The following is a 17,407-nucleotide window of genomic DNA, read 5'->3' as shown; positions in this document are numbered from 1 at the left end:
TCGTTCGTCAGTACACGTCGCGCCGGTAGCGCCCTTCCTCGCGCAAGCGCTCGACGGTTTCGGCACCCAGGGTTTCGCGCAGCACGGCATCCACGCCTGGCGCCATGCCGGCCAGGCTGCCGCACACGTAGATGGCCGCGCCCTGCTCCACCCATTGGCTCAGCACGTGGTGGTGGGTGCGCAGGCGGTCTTGCACATACTCGCGTGCATCGCCCTCGCGCGACCATACGAGATCGAGCCGCTCGATCAGGCCGCTCCGCTGCCAGCGCAGGATTTCATCGCCATGATAGAAATCGCTCGTCGATTCGCGCTCACCAAACAACAGCCAGTTCCGATACCTGCCCGCTTCGATGCGCGCCTTCAGCAGCGCGCGCAAGCCGGCAAGGCCGGTGCCGTTGCCGATCAGCAGCAGCGGACGCTCATCGTCGGGCGCATGAAACGCGGGGTTACTGCGGATACGCAAGGCGATCTCACCGCCCACGTCGGCGTGCATGGTCAACCATCCGGAGCCTATGCCCGGCGAGCCGTCCTCACGTTGCATCCGGCGAACGAGCAAATGCAACGCGCCGTCCGAAGGCACCGAGGCGATGGAATATTCGCGATGCGGCAAGGCTTGCAAAGAAGCCACGAGCGATTCGGGCGATGTGACTTGCTCGGCTCCGCGTTCCGGCAGATGGCTGGCGACCAACCAGTCGCGCAGCGACGCGCGATGACCGGCGCGTTCAACCACGGCGTCTCCATCGTATCCGTGCACCGCGAGCCAGCGATCGACCTCCGCTCCCGCATGGCGTGGCCCGACTTCTACCAAGTCGCCTGCCTGCCACGACGTTTCGCCGTCGAGCGGACGCAGCGCAAGATGAAAACACGGACCACCCACGCTGCCAGGATTGAGCAGCACGCGTTCGATCAATTGCCAACGTTGGTAGACCGGCGCCTGCCAGTCCGGCAACTCGGATGCGCCGGAAAGCAAGGCCAGATGATGTTGCCAATGGCGGAGTGCGGCGGGATCGCCGCTGTCCACTTCCACCGCATCGAACAGTGGCGTTGCGCCGCTCTGCTGCAACCAGTGCCGCAAGGCGCGGCCGAATCCGCAGAAGTCATCGTAGTCGCTGTCGCCCAGCGCCAGCAGGCCGTATTGCAATGACGCCAGCGCGAGCGGCGCGCGCATGCATTGCGTCACGAACCGCGCGGCGTGATCCGGCGCATCGCCTTCGCCCGTCGTACTCACCACGAACAAGACGCGGCGAGCGTCGCCCAGCGCCCTTGCATCAAGCTGTCCCAGTTCGAGCAGACGTACCGGTACGCCAGCCTGCTGCAGGTTCTGCGCGGTTTGCCGCGCCCATTGTTCGGCGGTGCCTGTCTGGCTCGCGTAGGCGACGATCAACGTGTCGCCGCTCGGCGAACGCTCCGATACCGCGAGCGCCGACTGCTGGCGCGATGCCTTGCGGCGATGCCAACCCAGCCACGCGGTAAAAGTGATCCACGACAACAGCACGATGCCCGCTGCCAGCCAACGCGATGCGCCCGGCGCGTGCCACTTTCCTTCGCGCATGTGCAGCACCATCAGCCCAAGCAGCAAGAGGCCAAGCAGACTGCAAAGCAGGACGTTGCCCCAGGCCGGACGTGGCGAGGCACCAGCTGACGGCGTGCTCATGATGCCAATGCGGCCTCGAACGCCGGTGACAGGCGTTCTTCGAGACCGTGCGCGCCGTGCAGGATGAACATCACCGCAAGGCCGCGCCCACGGGCGTAAGCCATGCCCTCATCCGGTCCGAGCACGGTCATCAGCGTGCCCATGGGATCGGCATGCATCGCTTCGCCGGCCAGCACGCTGACGGAAGCGACCGCGTGCGGCACGGGCCGGCCCGTGCGTGGATCGATATGGTGCGAATAGGTCACGCCATCGGCGTCGAAACGTCGGCGGTAATCGCCTGAAGTGGCAATGGCGCGGCCCGACAGGTTGACCACCTGGCTGAGCTGATCCATGTGCTGCACGGCGCCGACGGCGGCGCCTGGACGTTCGATGCCTATGCGCCATGGCGAACCACCGGGCTTCCTGCCCTTGCCTTTCATCTCGCCACCGACTTCGACCAGCCATGCGTCGATGCCCATGGCGTCGAGATGGCGACCGACCAGATCCACGCCGTATCCCTTGGCCACCGAGGACAGGTCGAGATAGATGCCGCCGGGCTGATAGAGGCTGTGCGTCGCGGCGTCGAGCCTGAGACGCGACCAGCCGATGCGCGCACGCTCGCGCTCGATCGCTTCGTCCGGTGGCGGCTCGCGACGCGAGGCGTCCGGACCGAAACCCCACAGGTTGACCAGGGGGCCGACCGTGGGGTCGTACGCACCACCGCTTTCAGCTGCGACCTGCAGCGCATGCCGCACGACCTCGAAGCATTCGGCCGGAAGCACGTGCCAGGTGCCGGCAGGCGCCGCGTTGAAAAGCGACAGCGCGGAGTCGGGCTTGTACGTGCTCATCTGGCCGTCCACCCGGTCGAGCACGGCCTGGATGCCGCGCGCGCGCGACACCAGCGACAGCTCCGCCGGCATCACCGCGCGCACCGACCAGAACGTGCCCATGGTCTCGCCTTGCACGGACTGCACGATGAGATCGCTCATGGACGCCACGCCAGCCTGCTACGTCGTGCGCTGCAAGAGGACATTACTGTGGCAGCACTTCCAGCGTGGCCGCATAGGAAAGGCGACGCACCTTGGCCTGCTTGATGCTCGACTTGTCGTCCTGCGTGCTCGCACTCACCCAGTACATGCCCGCATGCGGCCAGGTGATGCTGAACTTGCCGTCCTTGTCGGTGGTGACGTCGAGTTCGTCCTGCGCGTTGCGATAACGCGTTTCGCCGGCAATCGCCATCACCTTGAGGTTGGGCGCCGGCTTGCCGTCCAGCAGCAACTGGAAGGTGGCGGCCTCGCCCGAGGCGAGATCCGTCACGCGCGTCACCGGCACCAGCTCCAGCCCCTTGCCGCCCGGCTTCAGCGCGCCATCGCTGGGCTTGCCGTTGGTGACGAAGGTCTCCACGCGATTGATCGACTCGGACAGCTCGACGTTCTTCGCGCTCGACGGAATGGCCTTGGCGAGATCCGCCGCGTCGCCGCGCCAGCGCTTCTTCTGGCCATCCACCTCGTAGCTGGCGAACAGACCGCCGTTCACGGCGGCTATCTTGTACGTGCCCGGCTGGGTCAGGTGCACGTCGAACACGCTGCGGTATTGGCCGGTGATGGCGTTCTCCGGTTTGGCCGTCTGGCCGTCCGGTGTGGTGATGGCGATGCGGTCCAGCGCCACCGGCATATGGTCGGGATAGAACAGGTCGTTGGAGACGGCGGCGTCCACCGTCACCCATGGATCGGCGACGGACACGTTGGTGGCCGAGGGCACCATCCACATCTTGTGCGCCTGCGCGGTGAACGGCAGGGCCAGTGCCAGGGCCAGCGCGCCCCACTTCAGCGAATGCTTGATCATGTCGTCGTTCTCCTTCGATTATGGGGCCAGGTCGACCTTGACGGCGCCCAGCTCGCTGCTGCCCTGCGCGGCCAGCTGTTGCGGCGTGGCGGCGGGCCAGGTGAACGGCACGCGCACCACTTCGCGACCGCCCACTTCACGCGCGGCCTCCACCACTAGTTCGTACTTGCCCGGCGCCAGTTGCCCCAGCGGCGCCTTGCCGTCGTGGAAGCTCAGCTTCTGATCGCCCGCCGGACGCGTCGCGCCCGACACGCCGTCCACCGGCATCTGCAGGTCGCGACCGCCGCGGCGCCACCACTGGCGCAGTTCGGGCAGCCACTTGGTGCCCGCGCCTTCCTTCGACTCCTTCTGCGCGTACCACACGGCCAGCTGCGCCGCGACGGAATGATCCTCGCGCTCCACCCACACGGCGGTATACGGCCGGTGGTACTCCGCGACGTTGAGCTGCGGAATCTGCACGGTGACGTTGAGATCGGCCGCAGCAGCCGGAGCCGCCAGCAGGATGGCAGGAAGAGTCAGGGAAAGGCGGCGCATGATGGTTCCTTGGCTAAAGGGCGAGAAGTGAGTGAAGAGGAGTGAGAAAACAGAGAAAAGCACGAGTCTCGCTTCTCACTCCTCTTCACTCGTTTCTCGCCTCAATGGATGAAGATCAACGCGAGCACCAGCGGCAGCACCAGCCCGAATGCCACCAACGGCCAGGTGGCGCCGCGCTGGGTTGCATGCATCTTCAAGAGCAACAGGCCGGTGACGGAGAAGATGACGCAGGCCAGCGCGAAGACGTCGATGAACCAGCCCCAGGCCGGTCCCGCGTGGCGTCCCTTGTGCAGGTCGTTGAGATAGGCGATGACGCCGCGCGAGCTGCGCTCGGTTTCCACCTTGCCGGTTTCGCGGTCGATGCTGATCCATGCGTCGCCACCGGGGCGCGGCATGGAGATGTAGATTTCGTCGGACGACCAGTCGCCCGTGCGGCCGGCGACATCCACGTCGAGCGCGCCGGCGATCCAGTCCGCGACGGCGGCGGGCAGCGGCGCGCCCTTGCGTTCGTCGTCACCGCCGACCGCCTTGAGCAACTGCGGGGACAACTGGGCGTTGCGGTGCACGGTGGTCGCCTGTGCCTCGATCTGGCCCGCGTGGTTGAGGGTGAAGCCGGTGACCGCGAACAGCAGCATGCCGACCAGGCACAGCGCGGAGCTGATCCAGTGCCACTGATGAAGCTGCTTGAGCCAGAACGCACGGTTCGATCCCGTCGCGCTGCTATGCAACCGGTTGTTGTCGCGCGACCGCGCCACTGAGTCCATGCCTGCCTTTCAGAGCTTGTTGATGGTCGCCTGGAGCAGCCCAATATGGCACGGCAGGTCATGCAACCGAGTCGCTTGTTCGCTGTCTCATCGACTGTCGGAGCGCTAAGCTGCCCATCTGGGCGGCCCGTTCCTGACACCGAGCCGGGATCTTGCCACAAATGAGAATCACTCGCAATTCAACAACCCTGTGCCGCGCATGTCCCCCTGCGCCGGCGTACCGCCCCTTCCGGAAAACCACATGCGCATCCTGATTGCCGAGGACGACCCTTCCATTTCCGCCGGCGTATGCGCGTCGCTGCGCCAGGGTGGCCATGCGGTGGACAGCGTCACCGACGGCGCCAAGGCGGACGCCGCCCTGCGCGACACGCCCTACGACCTGCTGATCCTCGATCTTGGCCTGCCGAACCTGGACGGCGCCGACGTGCTGCAACGCCTGCGCAAGCGTGGCACGGGGCTGCCCGTGCTGGTGATCACCGCGCGCGAAGGCCTGCGCGAGCGCGTGCGCGTGCTCGACCTTGGCGCCGACGATTATCTGGTGAAGCCGTTCGCACTCGCGGAGTTCGAGGCGCGCGTGCGCGCCCTGCTTCGCCGCTACACCTCGCAGGGCGCGCCCGAGCTCGTCATCGGGCGCTTGCGCCTGGACCTTCCCGGCCATCGCGCCTGGATCGACGACAAGCCGCTGGAACTCACCGCGCGCGAGTTTGGCTTGCTCGAAGCACTCGCCGCGCGCCCCGACCGCGTGACCAGCCGCGCGCAACTGGTCGAGGCCTTGTGCAGCTGGGACGAGGAACTCACCGACAACGGCCTGGACATCGCCATCTACCGACTGCGCCGCAAGCTGGCCGACTCGGGCACGCAGGTGCGCACCATCCGCGGCCTGGGCTACCTGCTGGAAGAAGCGAAGGAAGACAAGGAAACCCAGGCATGAGCGCAGCGCCGCCGAAGCGGGACGATCCGTGGCTCTATCGCATGCTCGAGCCCGACGGCCGCCCCAGCCTGCGGCGGCGCCTGCTGTCCTCGCTGCTGGTGCCGCTGATGCTGCTGCTGGCGGTGGAAAGCCTGATCACCTACGGCGGCGCGCTGATCTATTCCAACCACGTGCACGATCGCGACCTGGGCGACGACGCCATGACGCTCGCGCAGATGCTCAGCCAGGAAGACCTCGGCGGGCAGATCTCGCCGCAGGCTCGCTTCCTGCTCGAGTATGCGCCGGAAGGACACAACTACTTCAACGTCAGCAGCCAGAAACACGGCCTGCTGGCCGGTTCGCCCGAGCTGCAGCCGGCGCCCTTGAGCGCCGCGAGTTCCGATGGCGAGCCGGCGCTCTATTCCACCACGCTCTATACGCCCCGGCAGAAGCTGCGCGAACTGCGCGCGGCCACGGTGCGCATACCCAACCTCCAAGACCCCAGCGACCAGCTCACGGTCACCATGGCGGAGACCTTCCACGACCGCCATCAGCGCGCGCGGGAAATCCTGCTGCTCAGCATTCCGGCGCAGGCCTTGCTGATCGCCAGCGTGTTCTTCCTGGTGTTCTACGGCGTGCGCGTGGGCTTGCGCCAGCTCGATCCGCTCACCGCGCGCCTGGCGGCGCGCGAGCATGACCTCGCGCCGATTGGCGATGCCGACGTGCCGGTGGAAATCCTGCCGCTCACGCGCACCATCGACGGCCTGTTCGCCCGCCAGCGCGGCATGCTGGCCCTGCAGGAACGCTTTATCGCCGATGCCGCGCACCAGCTCAAGACACCGCTGGCGGGGTTGCGCGTGCACGTCGAGCGCGCGCAGGTCGATCCCAGCAAGGAAACCGTCGCCGATGCCCTGCAGCACATCCTGCGCCTCACGCAACGCGCCAGCCGCACGTCCAGCCAGTTGCTCGCACTGACGCGCGCGCAGTCACCCGAACTGAGCGAAAGCGCGCCGCTGGTGCTGCTCGACCTCGCGCAGCTGATTCCGGAACTGCTGAGCGTGCGTGTGCACGATGCCATCGCCGCCAACGTCGACCTGGGCTACGAAGGCCCTGCCGGCCCGGTATGGATCGACGGCGACCGCATTTCGCTGCAGGAAATGCTCGACAACCTGATCGACAACAGCCTGCGCTACGCCGGCCGCCACAGCATCGTCACTATTGGCGTGTCGGTGCTTGGCGACAACCCCTGCATCAGCGTGGAAGACAACGGACCCGGCGTGCCCCCGGCGTTTCTTGAACGCCTCGGTGAGCGCTTCTTCCGCGTACCCGGCATGACCGAGGAAGGCACCGGCCTGGGCCTGGCCATCGTGCAGCGCATCGCCGAACGCCATCGCGCGCAGGTGCGTTTCCTCAACAGCCACCTGGGCGGCCTGCGCGTGGAAGTGGTGTTTCCCCCGGCACGCACGTCGAAGACGTCCACTTAGACTTCGGGCAACGCACGCGCGGCATCGCTGATGGCCCGCGTGCGCGTCTTGACGCCAAACACCAGCAGGCTGGCCACCGCCAGCAGCCACACGCTGAGGCCGGCGTAGAGCATCACCCACTGAAAGCCCTGGGCGAGCGCGCCGTGCACGACCTCCGCCGGCAGCGGCACCGCTTGTCCGCCGGCTATCGCCACGGCCAACGAGTGGCGCGCCATCGCATCGCCCGGCATTGCATGCGACAGGGCCATGCTGGTGCCAATGACCAGGATCAAGCCCATCAGCGCTATGTTGATCGCCAGCGAAATCATGCGCGCGCTCATGTCGATGCCTGAAGCCATGCCGGCGCGCTCCGCGGTGACCGATCCGGTGGTCGTATTGGTCACCGTGGTATTGGTCAGCCCCAGGCCGATGCCCGCGACCACACAACCGGGCAGCATGCTCAGCCCATCGGGCTCGCTGATGCCGGCACCCCATTTCATGAGAAAGAAGCCTGCGCCGATGGTGAACAATCCACCAGGGATCACCCAACCCGCGCGGTAACAATGCGCCAATCGCTCCGCCACGGGCGGCACCACCAGGGTGGGCAGCGTGTAGGCGAGCAGGAAGCCTCCCGCGACGACATCGCCATAACCCAGCACATCTTGGAAGTAGACCGGCAGATAGATCATGAAGGGCCAGAAGCTGACGTTCATGCCCGCCGAACCCAGCAACGCGCCGGAGAACGGACGGATGCGAAACACCGAGAAGTCGATCATCGGCCGCTTCACCATGCGCTCGATCAACACGAAGGCGACCAGGCACAGCAGGCTCAGCGCGGTGATGACAATGGCTCTCGTGCTCGCAAGGCCGATGTCTCCTCCCTGGGTAATCACGTAAGCAACGCCGAACACGGCCAGCGACAAGGTGGCGATACCGCTGATATCCAGATGCTGCGCATGCGGGTCACGCGACTCCACGGCGCCGCGCCATGCCAACACCAGGGTGACCAAGGCCAGCGGCGCATGCACGAGGAACACCCACTGCCAGTTCGCCAGCGCAGAGATGGCGCCACCGATGATGGGACCAAAGCCCAGCCCGATGCCGAAGATCACGCCCCACCACCCGAACGCCTTCACGCGCACCGCCGGGTCGGAGAACTGGTGCGAAAGCACCGCCACCTGGCAGATCAGCATGGCGCCGCCGCTCGCCCCCTGCAGGAAACGCCCCGCGATCATCGCGGGCATGTTCCAGGCCAGGCCGCATAGCAAGGACGTGATGCCGAACAACGCGATACATAGCAGGAACAGCCGCTTGCGGCCGTAGCGGTCGGCCACCGTGCCCGTGCCCATCAGCACGCTGGTGCAGGCGATGGTGTACACGTTCATCACCCACTGCATATCGCGGAAATCGCCGTGAAGCACACGCGCCAGCGTGGGCAGGATGGCCGGCACGCTGGATATCTCCAGGCCGAACATCAACGAAGACAGGCACACCGCGGCCAGGGCCATGCGGTTGCGGGAAACGGTAGAGGACATGGACGTGCTCCGTGCGGGAGCGGCTACTATATCGACGCCAAACCATCCCCATTGACTCAATTACTTCCCGGCAATGAATCCATGAAAGAACCAATGAAGGGCCGCATGGATGACAAGCTCGATGGCATCGCCACCTTCGTCCAGGTGGTGGAGGCCGGCAGTTTCGCCGTGGCGGCCGAACGACTGAACCTGACGCGCTCCGCCGTGGGCAAGATCATCGCGCGGCTGGAAGCACGCCTGGGCACGCGCCTGCTTCAGCGCACGACCCGCGCGCAAAACCTCACGGAAGACGGGCAGGCCTATTACGACTGCTGCGTGCGCGCACTGGCCGAACTGGATGCCGCCGAGGTGATGCTGGAGGGCGGACGCCAGCAGCCGCGCGGTCGCCTGCGCGTCAGCCTGCCCATCGCGTTTGGCCATCTTTGCGCGGCGCCCGTGCTGATGGAGCTGGCACGGCAACATCCCGGCCTGAGCGTCGACATGTCCTTCAGCGATCGCAGGGTCGACCTGATCGAAGAGGGTTTCGACCTTGCCCTGCGCATTGGCGAACTGCGCGACAGCAGCAGCCTGAGCGCGCGCCGGCTGGGCCTGCAGTACATGAGCATCGGCGCATCACCCGCGTACATCGCGCGCCACGGCATGCCCACGCAGCTGCATGAACTGGAAGCGCATGCGACCATCGCGTACTCGCGTGCCGGCGTCGCCGCCCCCTGGGACATGCGCGACGACGCGGGCCACACCACGCGCGTGCGCATCCAGCCGCAACTGAGCACGGATGACGTGCAGATGATCGCGACCGCTGCCATCGCCGGATTCGGCCTGGCGCGCATGCCTTCGTGGCTGCTCGCGCGCTACGTCAAGACTGGCGAGCTGGTCACCGTGAAAGGGCGCTGCAGCCAGGCGCCGCAAGACATCCACGTGGTGTGGCCCACCACGCGCTACATGCCGTCCAAGACGCGCTTTGCCATCGACGCGTTGGTGGCGGCCATTCCCGCCCTGCTCGACGACTGAAAAAAATACGGCGACGCATGCGCATCGCCGTTGTCACACTTCCCCTGCATGGGAACAACTTGAGACAAACCTACGCCAACGCCGCGGGTTTTCACCCGCAGCGCTGCATGGACTTACATTTCCTTCTTGGCCTTGGTCAGCAGCTGGTCGAGCAGCGCGATGGCCAGATCGATTTCTTCGTGCGTGATGTCGAGCGACGGCGCGAAGGTGATCACGTTCTTGTACCAGCCGCCCACGTCGAGCACGAGGCCGATCTTCTTGCCGTTGTGCTCCAGGTCGCCGGCGAGGCCGATGTCGACCATCTTGTCGAGCAGCGCCTTGTTCGGCGTGAAGCCGTCGTCGGTGCAGATCTCGGCGCGCAGCGCCAGGCCCAGGCCATCGACGTCGCCGATTTCCTTGTGACGCTTCTGCAGGTCGCGCAGGCCTTCGAGGAAGTGCGCGCCCTTCTTCGGCACGCTGGTCTCGTAGTCCAGCTCGTAGCCCATCTTGATCACTTCCAGGCCCAGGGCGGTGCCCAGCGGGTTGGAGTTGAAGGTGGAGTGGGTGGAGCCCGGCGGGAAGATGGTCGGGTTGATCATCTCTTCGCGCGCCCACAGGCCCGACAGCGGGTTGAGGCCGTTGGTCAGCGCCTTGCCGAACACGATCACGTCCGGCGTCACGCCGAAGTGCTCGATCGACCACAGCTTGCCGGTGCGCCAGAAGCCCATCTGGATTTCGTCCACCACCATCAGGATGCCGTACTGGTCCAGCACCTTCTTCAGGTCCTTGAAGAAGTTCATCGGCGGCAGCACGTAGCCGCCCGTGCCCTGGATCGGCTCGACGTAGAAGGCGGCGTATTCGGCCTGGTTGACCTTGGGATCCCACACGCCGTTGTATTCGGTTTCGAACAGGCGGGCGAACTGGCGCACGCAAGCGTCGGAGTACTCTTCCGGCGTCATGCCCTTCGGGCGGCGGAACGGATACGGGAACGGCACGAACATCGCGCGCTCGCCGAAGTGGCCGAAGCGGCGGCGGTAGCGGTAGCTGGAGGTGATGGACGAAGCGCCCAGCGTGCGGCCGTGGTAGCCACCCTCGAAGGCGAACATCAGGCTCTTGCCGCCGGTGTAGTTGCGCACCAGCTTCAGCGAATCTTCCACCGCCTGCGCGCCGCCGACGTTGAAGTGCACGCGGCCCTTCAGGCCGAACTTCTGCTGCGCGTCGACCGCGATGGTCTTGGCCAGCTCGATGCGGGTCTGGTGCAGGTACTGGCTGGCCACCTGCGGCAGGATGTCGATCTGGCGCTTCAGCGTGTCGTTGAGGCGCTGGTTGCCGTAGCCGAAGTTGACGGCCGAGTACCACATCTGCAGGTCGAGGAAGCGCGTGCCGGCGGTGTCGATCATCCAGCTGCCTTCGCCGTGGCGGAAGATCTTCGGCGGGTCGACGTAGTGCACGGTATCGCCGAACGAGCTCCACTCGGCCTCGTCAGCCAGCAGCTGCGCGTCGGGAATCACGACGCCAGCGGCGTTCTTGTCGTAAGCGTTCATTGGGGAAAATCCGAAAACGTTTGAAAGGTGTGGATCAGGCGGGGGATCTGATCGTCAGGAAGCAACCGCAAGCGCAGGCGCGGCCGGCGCATGTTCGGCCAGCAGGCTGCCATCGAGCAGGCGCGGCAGCAGCTCCAGCGCATCCTCGAAACCGGTGATCGGCACGTACGGAATGCCGGCGGCGCGGCAGTGCTCGATCAGGCGGTGCTTGGCGAAAACGAAATCGACGCGGTCGGCGGCGCAGAAATCCGAGGCGCCATCGCCGATCAGCAGCGTCTTGGTGCCGCCCTTGCTGGCCTGCGCGGCCACGGCGCACTTGCACGTGCCGCTGCGGCAGCCCTCGGCCTGGAACGGCGAGGTGAGCTGCCACTTCTGCGGCGGCGTGGCCGGGGCCAGGTGGTTGGCCGCCAGCGGCAGGTCGTCCAGGCCGTAACGGCCCAGGATCTTGCGGATGGCATAATCCAGGCCGTCGCTGACCACGCGGATCGGCGTGCCGGTGGCGCGGGCCATCTTCACGAAATCAGGGAAGTGGTGATCGATCCACAGCGAGGAGAGGTGCTTGTCCAGCTCGTCCTGGGTCATGTCCAGCAGACCGACCTGGCCGGTCATGCATTCGCGCGAGCCGATGCGACCGGCACGCCAGTCCTGCTCCAGCGTTTCCCAGCCGGGGCGGCCGAAACGGTCGAGCAGCGAGTCGATCACGTCCTCGACGGAGATGGTGCCGTCGAAGTCGCAGAGGATGGTCCAACCAGTCACTAGGTGCAGCTCCACTCTTGCAGGATGGTGACACAATAGGTTTCACCCCCTTTCGGCCCCCTTTCTTTCCGAAAGAAGCTGCGTAAACGTCTTCTCCTGATACCTGACTTGAGGCAGTTCCATAAGCCAGTTGTAGGCAAGGTCCGGTATCCTCTGCTGTTCACCGTTTTCAACGTAGTCCGAAACCCCAGGAATTTCGTGTTTCAGCGTCGAAACAACCCGGATCTGCCCAACATGGAAGCTGCGCCTCGCCGGGATCGCCCTCTGTTCGCCAGCCACCTGCTGGCGTTCGGCCTCGTGGTGCTGGCGGGTTGCTCGGTCGCCCCGCTGCCCGAGCTCAAGCCACCGGTTCCCGATGCCTGGCGCAATGCGCCGGCCGGCGTGACGCCGCCCTCCGCCGACCTGCGCGGCTGGTGGCAGGCGCTGGGCGATCCCACCCTGGACGCCCTGATCGATCGCGCCCTGCGGAACAACCTCGACGTGGCGCAGGCGGCCGAGCGGCTGCGGGCGGCACGCTCGGTGAACCATCATTCGCGTGATGGCTACCTGCCCTCGCTGCACGGCCGCACCAACGATGTGATCGACCCGGATACCACCGCGTCGTATTTCGTGGTCGGTTTCGACGCCGTGTGGGAGCTGCCGCTGTTCGGCGCCTGGCAAAGCGCCAAGCGTGCGTCCCAGGGACAGGAGAACAGCGCGAGCGCCGCCCTGCGCGGTGCCCGCGTGTCGCTGGTGGCCGAAGTCAGCCGCCGCTGGATCGAGCTGCGCTCCGCCCAGGAACAGGCGCGTCTGCTGGGCGGTATCCGCGATGCGCTGCAGGAGAAGCTGCGGCTGGTGCAGGTGCGCGAGCAACTGAAGCTGGCGCCGCCGGTCGAGGTGGCCAAGGCCCAGGCTGAGCTGGCCCGTGCCGAGGCCGCGCTGGCCGAGCCGCAGCAGACCATCATCGCCAGCGCACAACAGCTGGCCGTGCTGCTCGGGCAACCCGAACCGGATCCGGAATGGCTGACACCCGGCCCGCAGCCGCGCCTGGGTGAATGGCAACTCACCACCGCGCCCGCTGACATGCTGCGCACCCGACCGGAAATCGCCACCGCGGAAGCCGACGTGCTACGTGCCGCCGGCGAGCTGGGCGTGAGCCGCGCGGACATCTGGCCGCATATTGGCCTGGGCGCATCGCTGCAGTGGTCGACGAACATCCTGTCCAACTATCGCGTGCACACCGGCGAGGCCATCTCTTCCTTTGGCCCGATCATCGATGTGCCGCTGTTCGACTGGGGCCAGCGCGTGGCTGCCGCGCACGTGAAGGATCACGAGCTGAAGGCCGCCGTGTACGCGTATCGGCAAGCCGTGCTGCAAGGCGTCGCCGAAGCGGAAACCGCCATGGGCGACCTGGAACAGCTGCGCATGCGCGAAGACGCCTCGCAGCGCGCCGTCGCGGCGCTGGATAGCAGCATGGCCGCACTGCGCAAGCGCGCGGAGCTCAACCTCGGCAGCCACCTCGACGTGCAGGACGGCCTGATCGAGAACCAGCGCGCGCAGCTGGAGCTGACCAGCGCGATCGCCGCGCGCGACCTCGCCTACGTGTCGCTCTACAAGGCACTCGGCGGCGCGCCCATGCCCAACCCTCCGGTGCCGGCACCGAAGGCGCCGGGCACGGGGAGCACGGACTGATGGTCGCGCTGGCACGCAAGACCCTTATCTACGAGTGGCGCCGCTTCCTCCCCGCCGTGGTCGCGGTGGGTTTCGCCGGCCTGCTGCAGCTGCTGCAGGTGGCCCTGGTGCTCGGCATCTTCGGCAGCGCCGCCGTGTACATCACCGGTTCGTCGGCCGACCTGTGGGCGGGCTATCCCGGCACGCAGAGCGTCAACCTCGGGCGATCCATCGACGCCGGCGTGGAAATGCGCCTGCGCATGGACCCGGCCGTGACCGCCGTGGAACCGTTCCACTGGGTGGATGCCGACTGGCGCGGTCCCAACGACACCGGCGGCGTATCCGTGTTCGTATCCGGCATCAACGCGCGGCCGGACGGCCTGATGTTCGCGCATGCCCTGCCCGTGGCGCTGCGCGCGCGGCTCAACGAGCCCGATGCCGTCATCGTCGATCGCGCGGACCTGGACAACCTGGGCGTCGGCGTCGGCGACAGCGCCGTGATCAACGGCCATCACGTGCGCGTGGTGGGCGTGAGCAGCGGCCTGCGCGCACTCGGCGGCGTCAACGTGGTGGCGTCGCTGGCCACGGCGGCGACGCTGGACACCGACCCGTCCAACAGCAGCCGCATGACGTACTTCGTGGCCAAGCTGCGCAACCCGGCGGAAGCCAAGGAGGTCGCCGCACGCCTGCGCGGCAACACCGCCTTCGGCAACTACGACGTGTGGACCGCCAAGGATTTCGCCCGCCGCTCGCAGCTCTACTGGATCTTCGACACTGGCGCCGGCGCCGGCGTGCTGTTCCTGGCCGGCATCGTGTTCCTGGTGGGCGTGGTGATCACCAGCCAGACCCTGATCGCCGCGGTGATCGGCTCGATCCGCGAGTACGCCACGCTCAACGCGCTGGGTGTGGGCGTGGGCGACCTGCGCAAGGTGGTGATGGAGCAGGCGTTCTGGGTAGGCGCGCTGGGCCTGCTGGGCAGCGCCGTGCTGGGCGTGCTCGCGCTGGCGCTCGCGCGCAGCCGCAGCGTGCCGGTGGCGCTGGGCCCTTGGGCCACGGTGGCCTGCCTGTCGCTGTGCATGGGTTTGGCGATCGTGTCCGGCCTGGCCGCCATGCGCAGCCTGCGCCGCGCCGACCCGGCCACGTTGTTGAGGTAAGCAATGAACACGGCCTCTCACGTCTCCCCATCCAGGCCCGCGGTCTCGCTGCAGGCGCGCAGCGTCAGCAAGGCGTTCACCTCGGGCGACATCCGCAGCACGGTGCTGCACGACCTGACGCTGGACGTGCGCGCGGGCGAGCTCACGCTCATCTCCGGCCCGTCCGGCTGCGGCAAGAGCACGCTGCTGGCGATCCTCAGCGGCTTGCAGCGTCCGGACGGCGGCCAGGTCATGGCGCTCGGCCAGGACCTGGAACAACTCGACGCGCGCGCGCTCGAACGTTTCCGCCTGCACCACACCGGCTTCGTGTTCCAGGGCTTCAACCTCTTCCCCGCGCTCAACGCGCTGGAACAGGTGGAGCTGCCCTTGAGCTACCTGGGCCTGTCTCCCGGCGAGGCGCGCCGCCGCGCCATGGCCTCGCTGGAGGAAGTGGGCCTGGGGCCGCGCATGGGGCTGCGCCCATCCGAACTGTCCGGCGGCGAAAAGCAGCGCGTCGCCATCGCCCGCGCGCTGGCGAAAGAGCCGGACCTGCTGTTCGCCGACGAGCCCACCAGCGCGCTCGACGCGGCCAACGGCCAGATCATCATCGACATACTCCATCGCATTGCCCGCACGCACGGCACCACGGTGCTCTGCGTCAGCCATGATCCACGACTGGTGGGACACGCCGACCGCGTGCTCGCCATGGAGGATGGCCGTATCCTTAGCGACCGTGTGCCCTCCCCGACGCCAATGCCGGCCTCGGGCCACGAGGAACCTTCTGCATGACCCTGCGTTTGCCTCTTTCCTTCCTTGTGATGGCCCTCGCTGCGCCGGTACTCGTCGGCTGCTCGCATGACGACAGTGGCAAGCCCAACGCGCAGGCCGCGCCCGCGGCTTCTTACGTGGCGGTGGCGCGTGGCCGCATCGACATCGAAGGCGGCCTGCTCAAGCTGAGCATGCCGCGCGACGGCGTGGTGGCCGACATCAAGGTGCGCGAAGGCGACCACGTGCGCAAAGGCCAGGTGCTGGCCGTGCTCGACACCAAGCCCGCGCAACTGGCGGTCAGCGCCGCCGAGGCGGAGCTGAAGCAGTCGAAGGCCCAGGGCAATCTGCTGGAAGCGCGCCTGAAGGCCGCGCAGCAACGCGCCACCCGCCTGCAGGCCGCCGCGACCGCCGGCGCCGGTGACGGCCAGAGCGCCGACGATGCGCGGGACGCCGCCACCCAGCTGCAGGGCGAGCTCGACAACGCGCGTGCCGCCGAGGCCATGGGCGAACAGAAGCTGGAAGCCGCGCGTTACGAACTGGCGCAGCGCAGCCTGGTCGCGCCCGTCGACGCGCAGATCGTGGAACGCAACATCCAGCCCGGCGCCGCGGTATCGCCACAGGGCGGCGCTGCCTTCGTGCTGCTACCGGAAGGCGCCCGCCTGGTGCGCGCCGAGCTCAACGAATCCTTCGTCAGCGCCGTGCACGACGGCATGCAGGCGCAGGTGATCGACGACAGCGGCAGCGGCGTGCCGCCGCTACGCGCGCACGTGCAGCGCATCGGGGCGGTGTTCGGGCCCAGTGCGCTGGAGGAAGATCCGCTGATCCGCGCCAACACGCGCACCGTCGAATGCGTGCTGGCATTCGACGAACCGCCGCCGCCGTCGTTGCGCATCGGCCAGCGCGTGATCGTGCAGTTCGGCGACAAGGCGGCTGCCGCGCCGGCCAAGCCCGGCGCCTGAGCCACACGCATGTATCGTCGTCGTTCCCTGCCCGCAACGTTGATCCACGCTGCGGGCTTCGCACTGACGATGTCGGCATCGACGGCCGCCCTGGCGGACAACCCGACCGACGGCCCGAATGACCTGTTCGGCGTGGGCATGCAACGCATGCCGGCCTGGCTGGGATCGAAGGATCATCGCAATCAGGCCATTCCCTATATCCAGGCCGAGCTGCCCTGGCACATCACCCTGTCGACGCTCGACGGACTGACCGTCGACCTGATCCACGGCGACCAGTGGCGCGGCGGCATCTACGGCAACTACATGTGGGGCCGCGATCGCGAGGAGCTTGGCTCGAAACTCGGCGGAGTGATCCACTCGCTCGGCCCGCGCATCAACGGCGGCGGCTATCTGGAATACCAGGCCACGGCACAGCTCAACGTGGGCACCGAGCTCAGCCACGACACGCAGGGCGCGGGCGCCTACCTTAACCTGTACGCCGACTACGACCTGCCGGCGATCGGCTATCTCAACCATAGCCTGCAGCTGCAGTGGCAGGCCATGAACGGCCCCGCCATGCGCCGCTTCTTCGGCGTCACGCCGGAGCAGGCGGCCAAGCTCGACATCGCGCCATGGTCGCCCAGCTCGGGCAGCCAGCAGATCGCGTTCGAATACGACGCCTACATGCCCACCAGCCTCCACACGGGTTTCGCGTTCGCCATCAATTACACGCGCCTGCTCGGCGAGGCCGCTGAGAGCCCGCTGGTGCGCAGCTACGGATCGCGCGACCAGCTCACGACGACACTGGCGTTCGTCTACAGGCTTTAGAGCAGGAGTGAGTGAAGAGGAGTGAGAAGTGAGAGAGCCGCACTCTCGTTTCTCACTCTTGCTTTGTCATCGAGGACGCCTTCAGTCATGACAGCGACGTGCTGGCCGGCGGCGAC

The 17,407-nt window shown here is 67.0% G+C and carries 16 protein-coding genes; 8 read left to right on the top strand and 8 right to left on the bottom strand.

Annotation, left to right across the window (positions count from 1 at the left end):
• Nucleotides 1–7 precede the first annotated feature (7 nt).
• The 5 genes from BDW41_RS12405 to BDW41_RS12385 form a co-directional block, all read right to left on the bottom strand.
• The gene (locus BDW41_RS12405) at nucleotides 8–1,654 is read right to left on the bottom strand and encodes a sulfite reductase flavoprotein subunit alpha (protein ID WP_074547745.1); all 1,647 of its coding nucleotides are present in this window, start codon (nucleotides 1,652–1,654) and stop codon (nucleotides 8–10) included.
• Entirely contained in the window at nucleotides 1,651–2,622 is a 972-nt protein-coding gene (locus BDW41_RS12400) for an FAD:protein FMN transferase (protein ID WP_074547746.1), read from the bottom strand. Before BDW41_RS12400 ends, BDW41_RS12405 begins: the two co-directional genes overlap by 4 nt.
• A gap of 43 nt (nucleotides 2,623–2,665) precedes the next feature.
• A complete protein-coding gene (locus tag BDW41_RS12395) occupies nucleotides 2,666–3,478 on the bottom strand; it encodes a DUF4198 domain-containing protein (protein ID WP_074547747.1) in 813 nt (270 codons plus the stop codon).
• Nucleotides 3,479–3,496: 18 nt separating this feature from the next.
• On the bottom strand, nucleotides 3,497–4,012 hold the full coding sequence (locus BDW41_RS12390) for a DUF2271 domain-containing protein (RefSeq protein ID WP_074547748.1): 516 nt from the start codon (nucleotides 4,010–4,012) through the stop codon (nucleotides 3,497–3,499).
• Nucleotides 4,013–4,113: 101 nt separating this feature from the next.
• Entirely contained in the window at nucleotides 4,114–4,776 is a 663-nt protein-coding gene (locus tag BDW41_RS12385; RefSeq protein ID WP_083337596.1) for a PepSY-associated TM helix domain-containing protein, read from the bottom strand.
• Between the two features lie 241 nt (nucleotides 4,777–5,017).
• Here BDW41_RS12385 and BDW41_RS12380 point away from each other — a divergent pair, with 241 nt between their 5' ends.
• The gene (locus tag BDW41_RS12380; RefSeq protein WP_074547749.1) at nucleotides 5,018–5,707 is read left to right on the top strand and encodes a response regulator; all 690 of its coding nucleotides are present in this window, start codon (nucleotides 5,018–5,020) and stop codon (nucleotides 5,705–5,707) included.
• Nucleotides 5,708–5,748: 41 nt separating this feature from the next.
• A complete protein-coding gene (locus BDW41_RS12375; RefSeq protein ID WP_074548012.1) occupies nucleotides 5,749–7,170 on the top strand; it encodes a sensor histidine kinase in 1,422 nt (473 codons plus the stop codon).
• Here BDW41_RS12375 and BDW41_RS12370 read toward each other — a convergent pair.
• A complete protein-coding gene (locus BDW41_RS12370) occupies nucleotides 7,167–8,684 on the bottom strand; it encodes an MFS transporter (protein WP_074547750.1) in 1,518 nt (505 codons plus the stop codon). The two genes, BDW41_RS12375 and BDW41_RS12370, sit on opposite strands and share 4 nt — an antisense overlap.
• Nucleotides 8,685–8,765: 81 nt before the next feature.
• Here BDW41_RS12370 and BDW41_RS12365 point away from each other — a divergent pair, with 81 nt between their 5' ends.
• Nucleotides 8,766–9,695: a LysR family transcriptional regulator gene (locus tag BDW41_RS12365; RefSeq protein WP_233496858.1), complete on the top strand. Its 930-nt coding sequence runs from the start codon at nucleotides 8,766–8,768 to the stop codon at nucleotides 9,693–9,695.
• Between the two features lie 113 nt (nucleotides 9,696–9,808).
• Here the strand turns inward: BDW41_RS12365 and BDW41_RS12360 are convergent, their stop codons facing one another.
• Together BDW41_RS12360 and BDW41_RS12355 are read right to left on the bottom strand one after the other, a co-directional pair.
• Nucleotides 9,809–11,218, bottom strand: coding sequence for an aminotransferase class III-fold pyridoxal phosphate-dependent enzyme (locus BDW41_RS12360; protein ID WP_074547751.1), 1,410 nt, complete (start codon nucleotides 11,216–11,218; stop codon nucleotides 9,809–9,811).
• Between the two features lie 54 nt (nucleotides 11,219–11,272).
• Nucleotides 11,273–11,974 carry an MtnX-like HAD-IB family phosphatase gene (locus BDW41_RS12355; protein ID WP_074547752.1) on the bottom strand — a complete coding sequence of 234 codons (702 nt, stop codon included), beginning with the start codon at nucleotides 11,972–11,974 and terminating at the stop codon, nucleotides 11,273–11,275.
• Between the two features lie 198 nt (nucleotides 11,975–12,172).
• Between BDW41_RS12355 and BDW41_RS12350 the strand changes: the two genes are divergently transcribed.
• The 5 genes from BDW41_RS12350 to BDW41_RS12330 are packed head-to-tail and all read left to right on the top strand — an operon-like array spanning nucleotide 12,173 to nucleotide 17,291.
• Entirely contained in the window at nucleotides 12,173–13,645 is a 1,473-nt protein-coding gene (locus BDW41_RS12350; RefSeq protein WP_083337598.1) for a TolC family protein, read from the top strand.
• Nucleotides 13,645–14,778 carry an ABC transporter permease gene (locus tag BDW41_RS12345; RefSeq protein WP_074547753.1) on the top strand — a complete coding sequence of 378 codons (1,134 nt, stop codon included), beginning with the start codon at nucleotides 13,645–13,647 and terminating at the stop codon, nucleotides 14,776–14,778. Before BDW41_RS12350 ends, BDW41_RS12345 begins: the two co-directional genes overlap by 1 nt.
• Before the next feature lie 3 nt (nucleotides 14,779–14,781).
• A complete protein-coding gene (locus BDW41_RS12340; protein ID WP_074547754.1) occupies nucleotides 14,782–15,546 on the top strand; it encodes an ABC transporter ATP-binding protein in 765 nt (254 codons plus the stop codon).
• Complete coding sequence (locus BDW41_RS12335) at nucleotides 15,543–16,484, top strand: HlyD family efflux transporter periplasmic adaptor subunit (protein ID WP_074547755.1); 942 nt, start codon at nucleotides 15,543–15,545, stop codon at nucleotides 16,482–16,484. The genes BDW41_RS12340 and BDW41_RS12335 overlap by 4 nt, the downstream gene beginning before the upstream one ends.
• Nucleotides 16,485–16,493: 9 nt before the next feature.
• Nucleotides 16,494–17,291, top strand: coding sequence for a MipA/OmpV family protein (locus BDW41_RS12330; RefSeq protein ID WP_074547756.1), 798 nt, complete (start codon nucleotides 16,494–16,496; stop codon nucleotides 17,289–17,291).
• The last annotated feature ends 116 nt before the right edge of the window (nucleotides 17,292–17,407 follow it).

The organism is Dyella sp. AtDHG13 (assembly GCF_003201105.1).
Classification (GTDB): Bacteria; Pseudomonadota; Gammaproteobacteria; order Xanthomonadales; family Rhodanobacteraceae; genus Dyella; species Dyella jiangningensis_B.
Note: the sequence above shows the minus strand (reverse complement) of the source record. Positions and strands in the feature narration are given on the sequence as shown.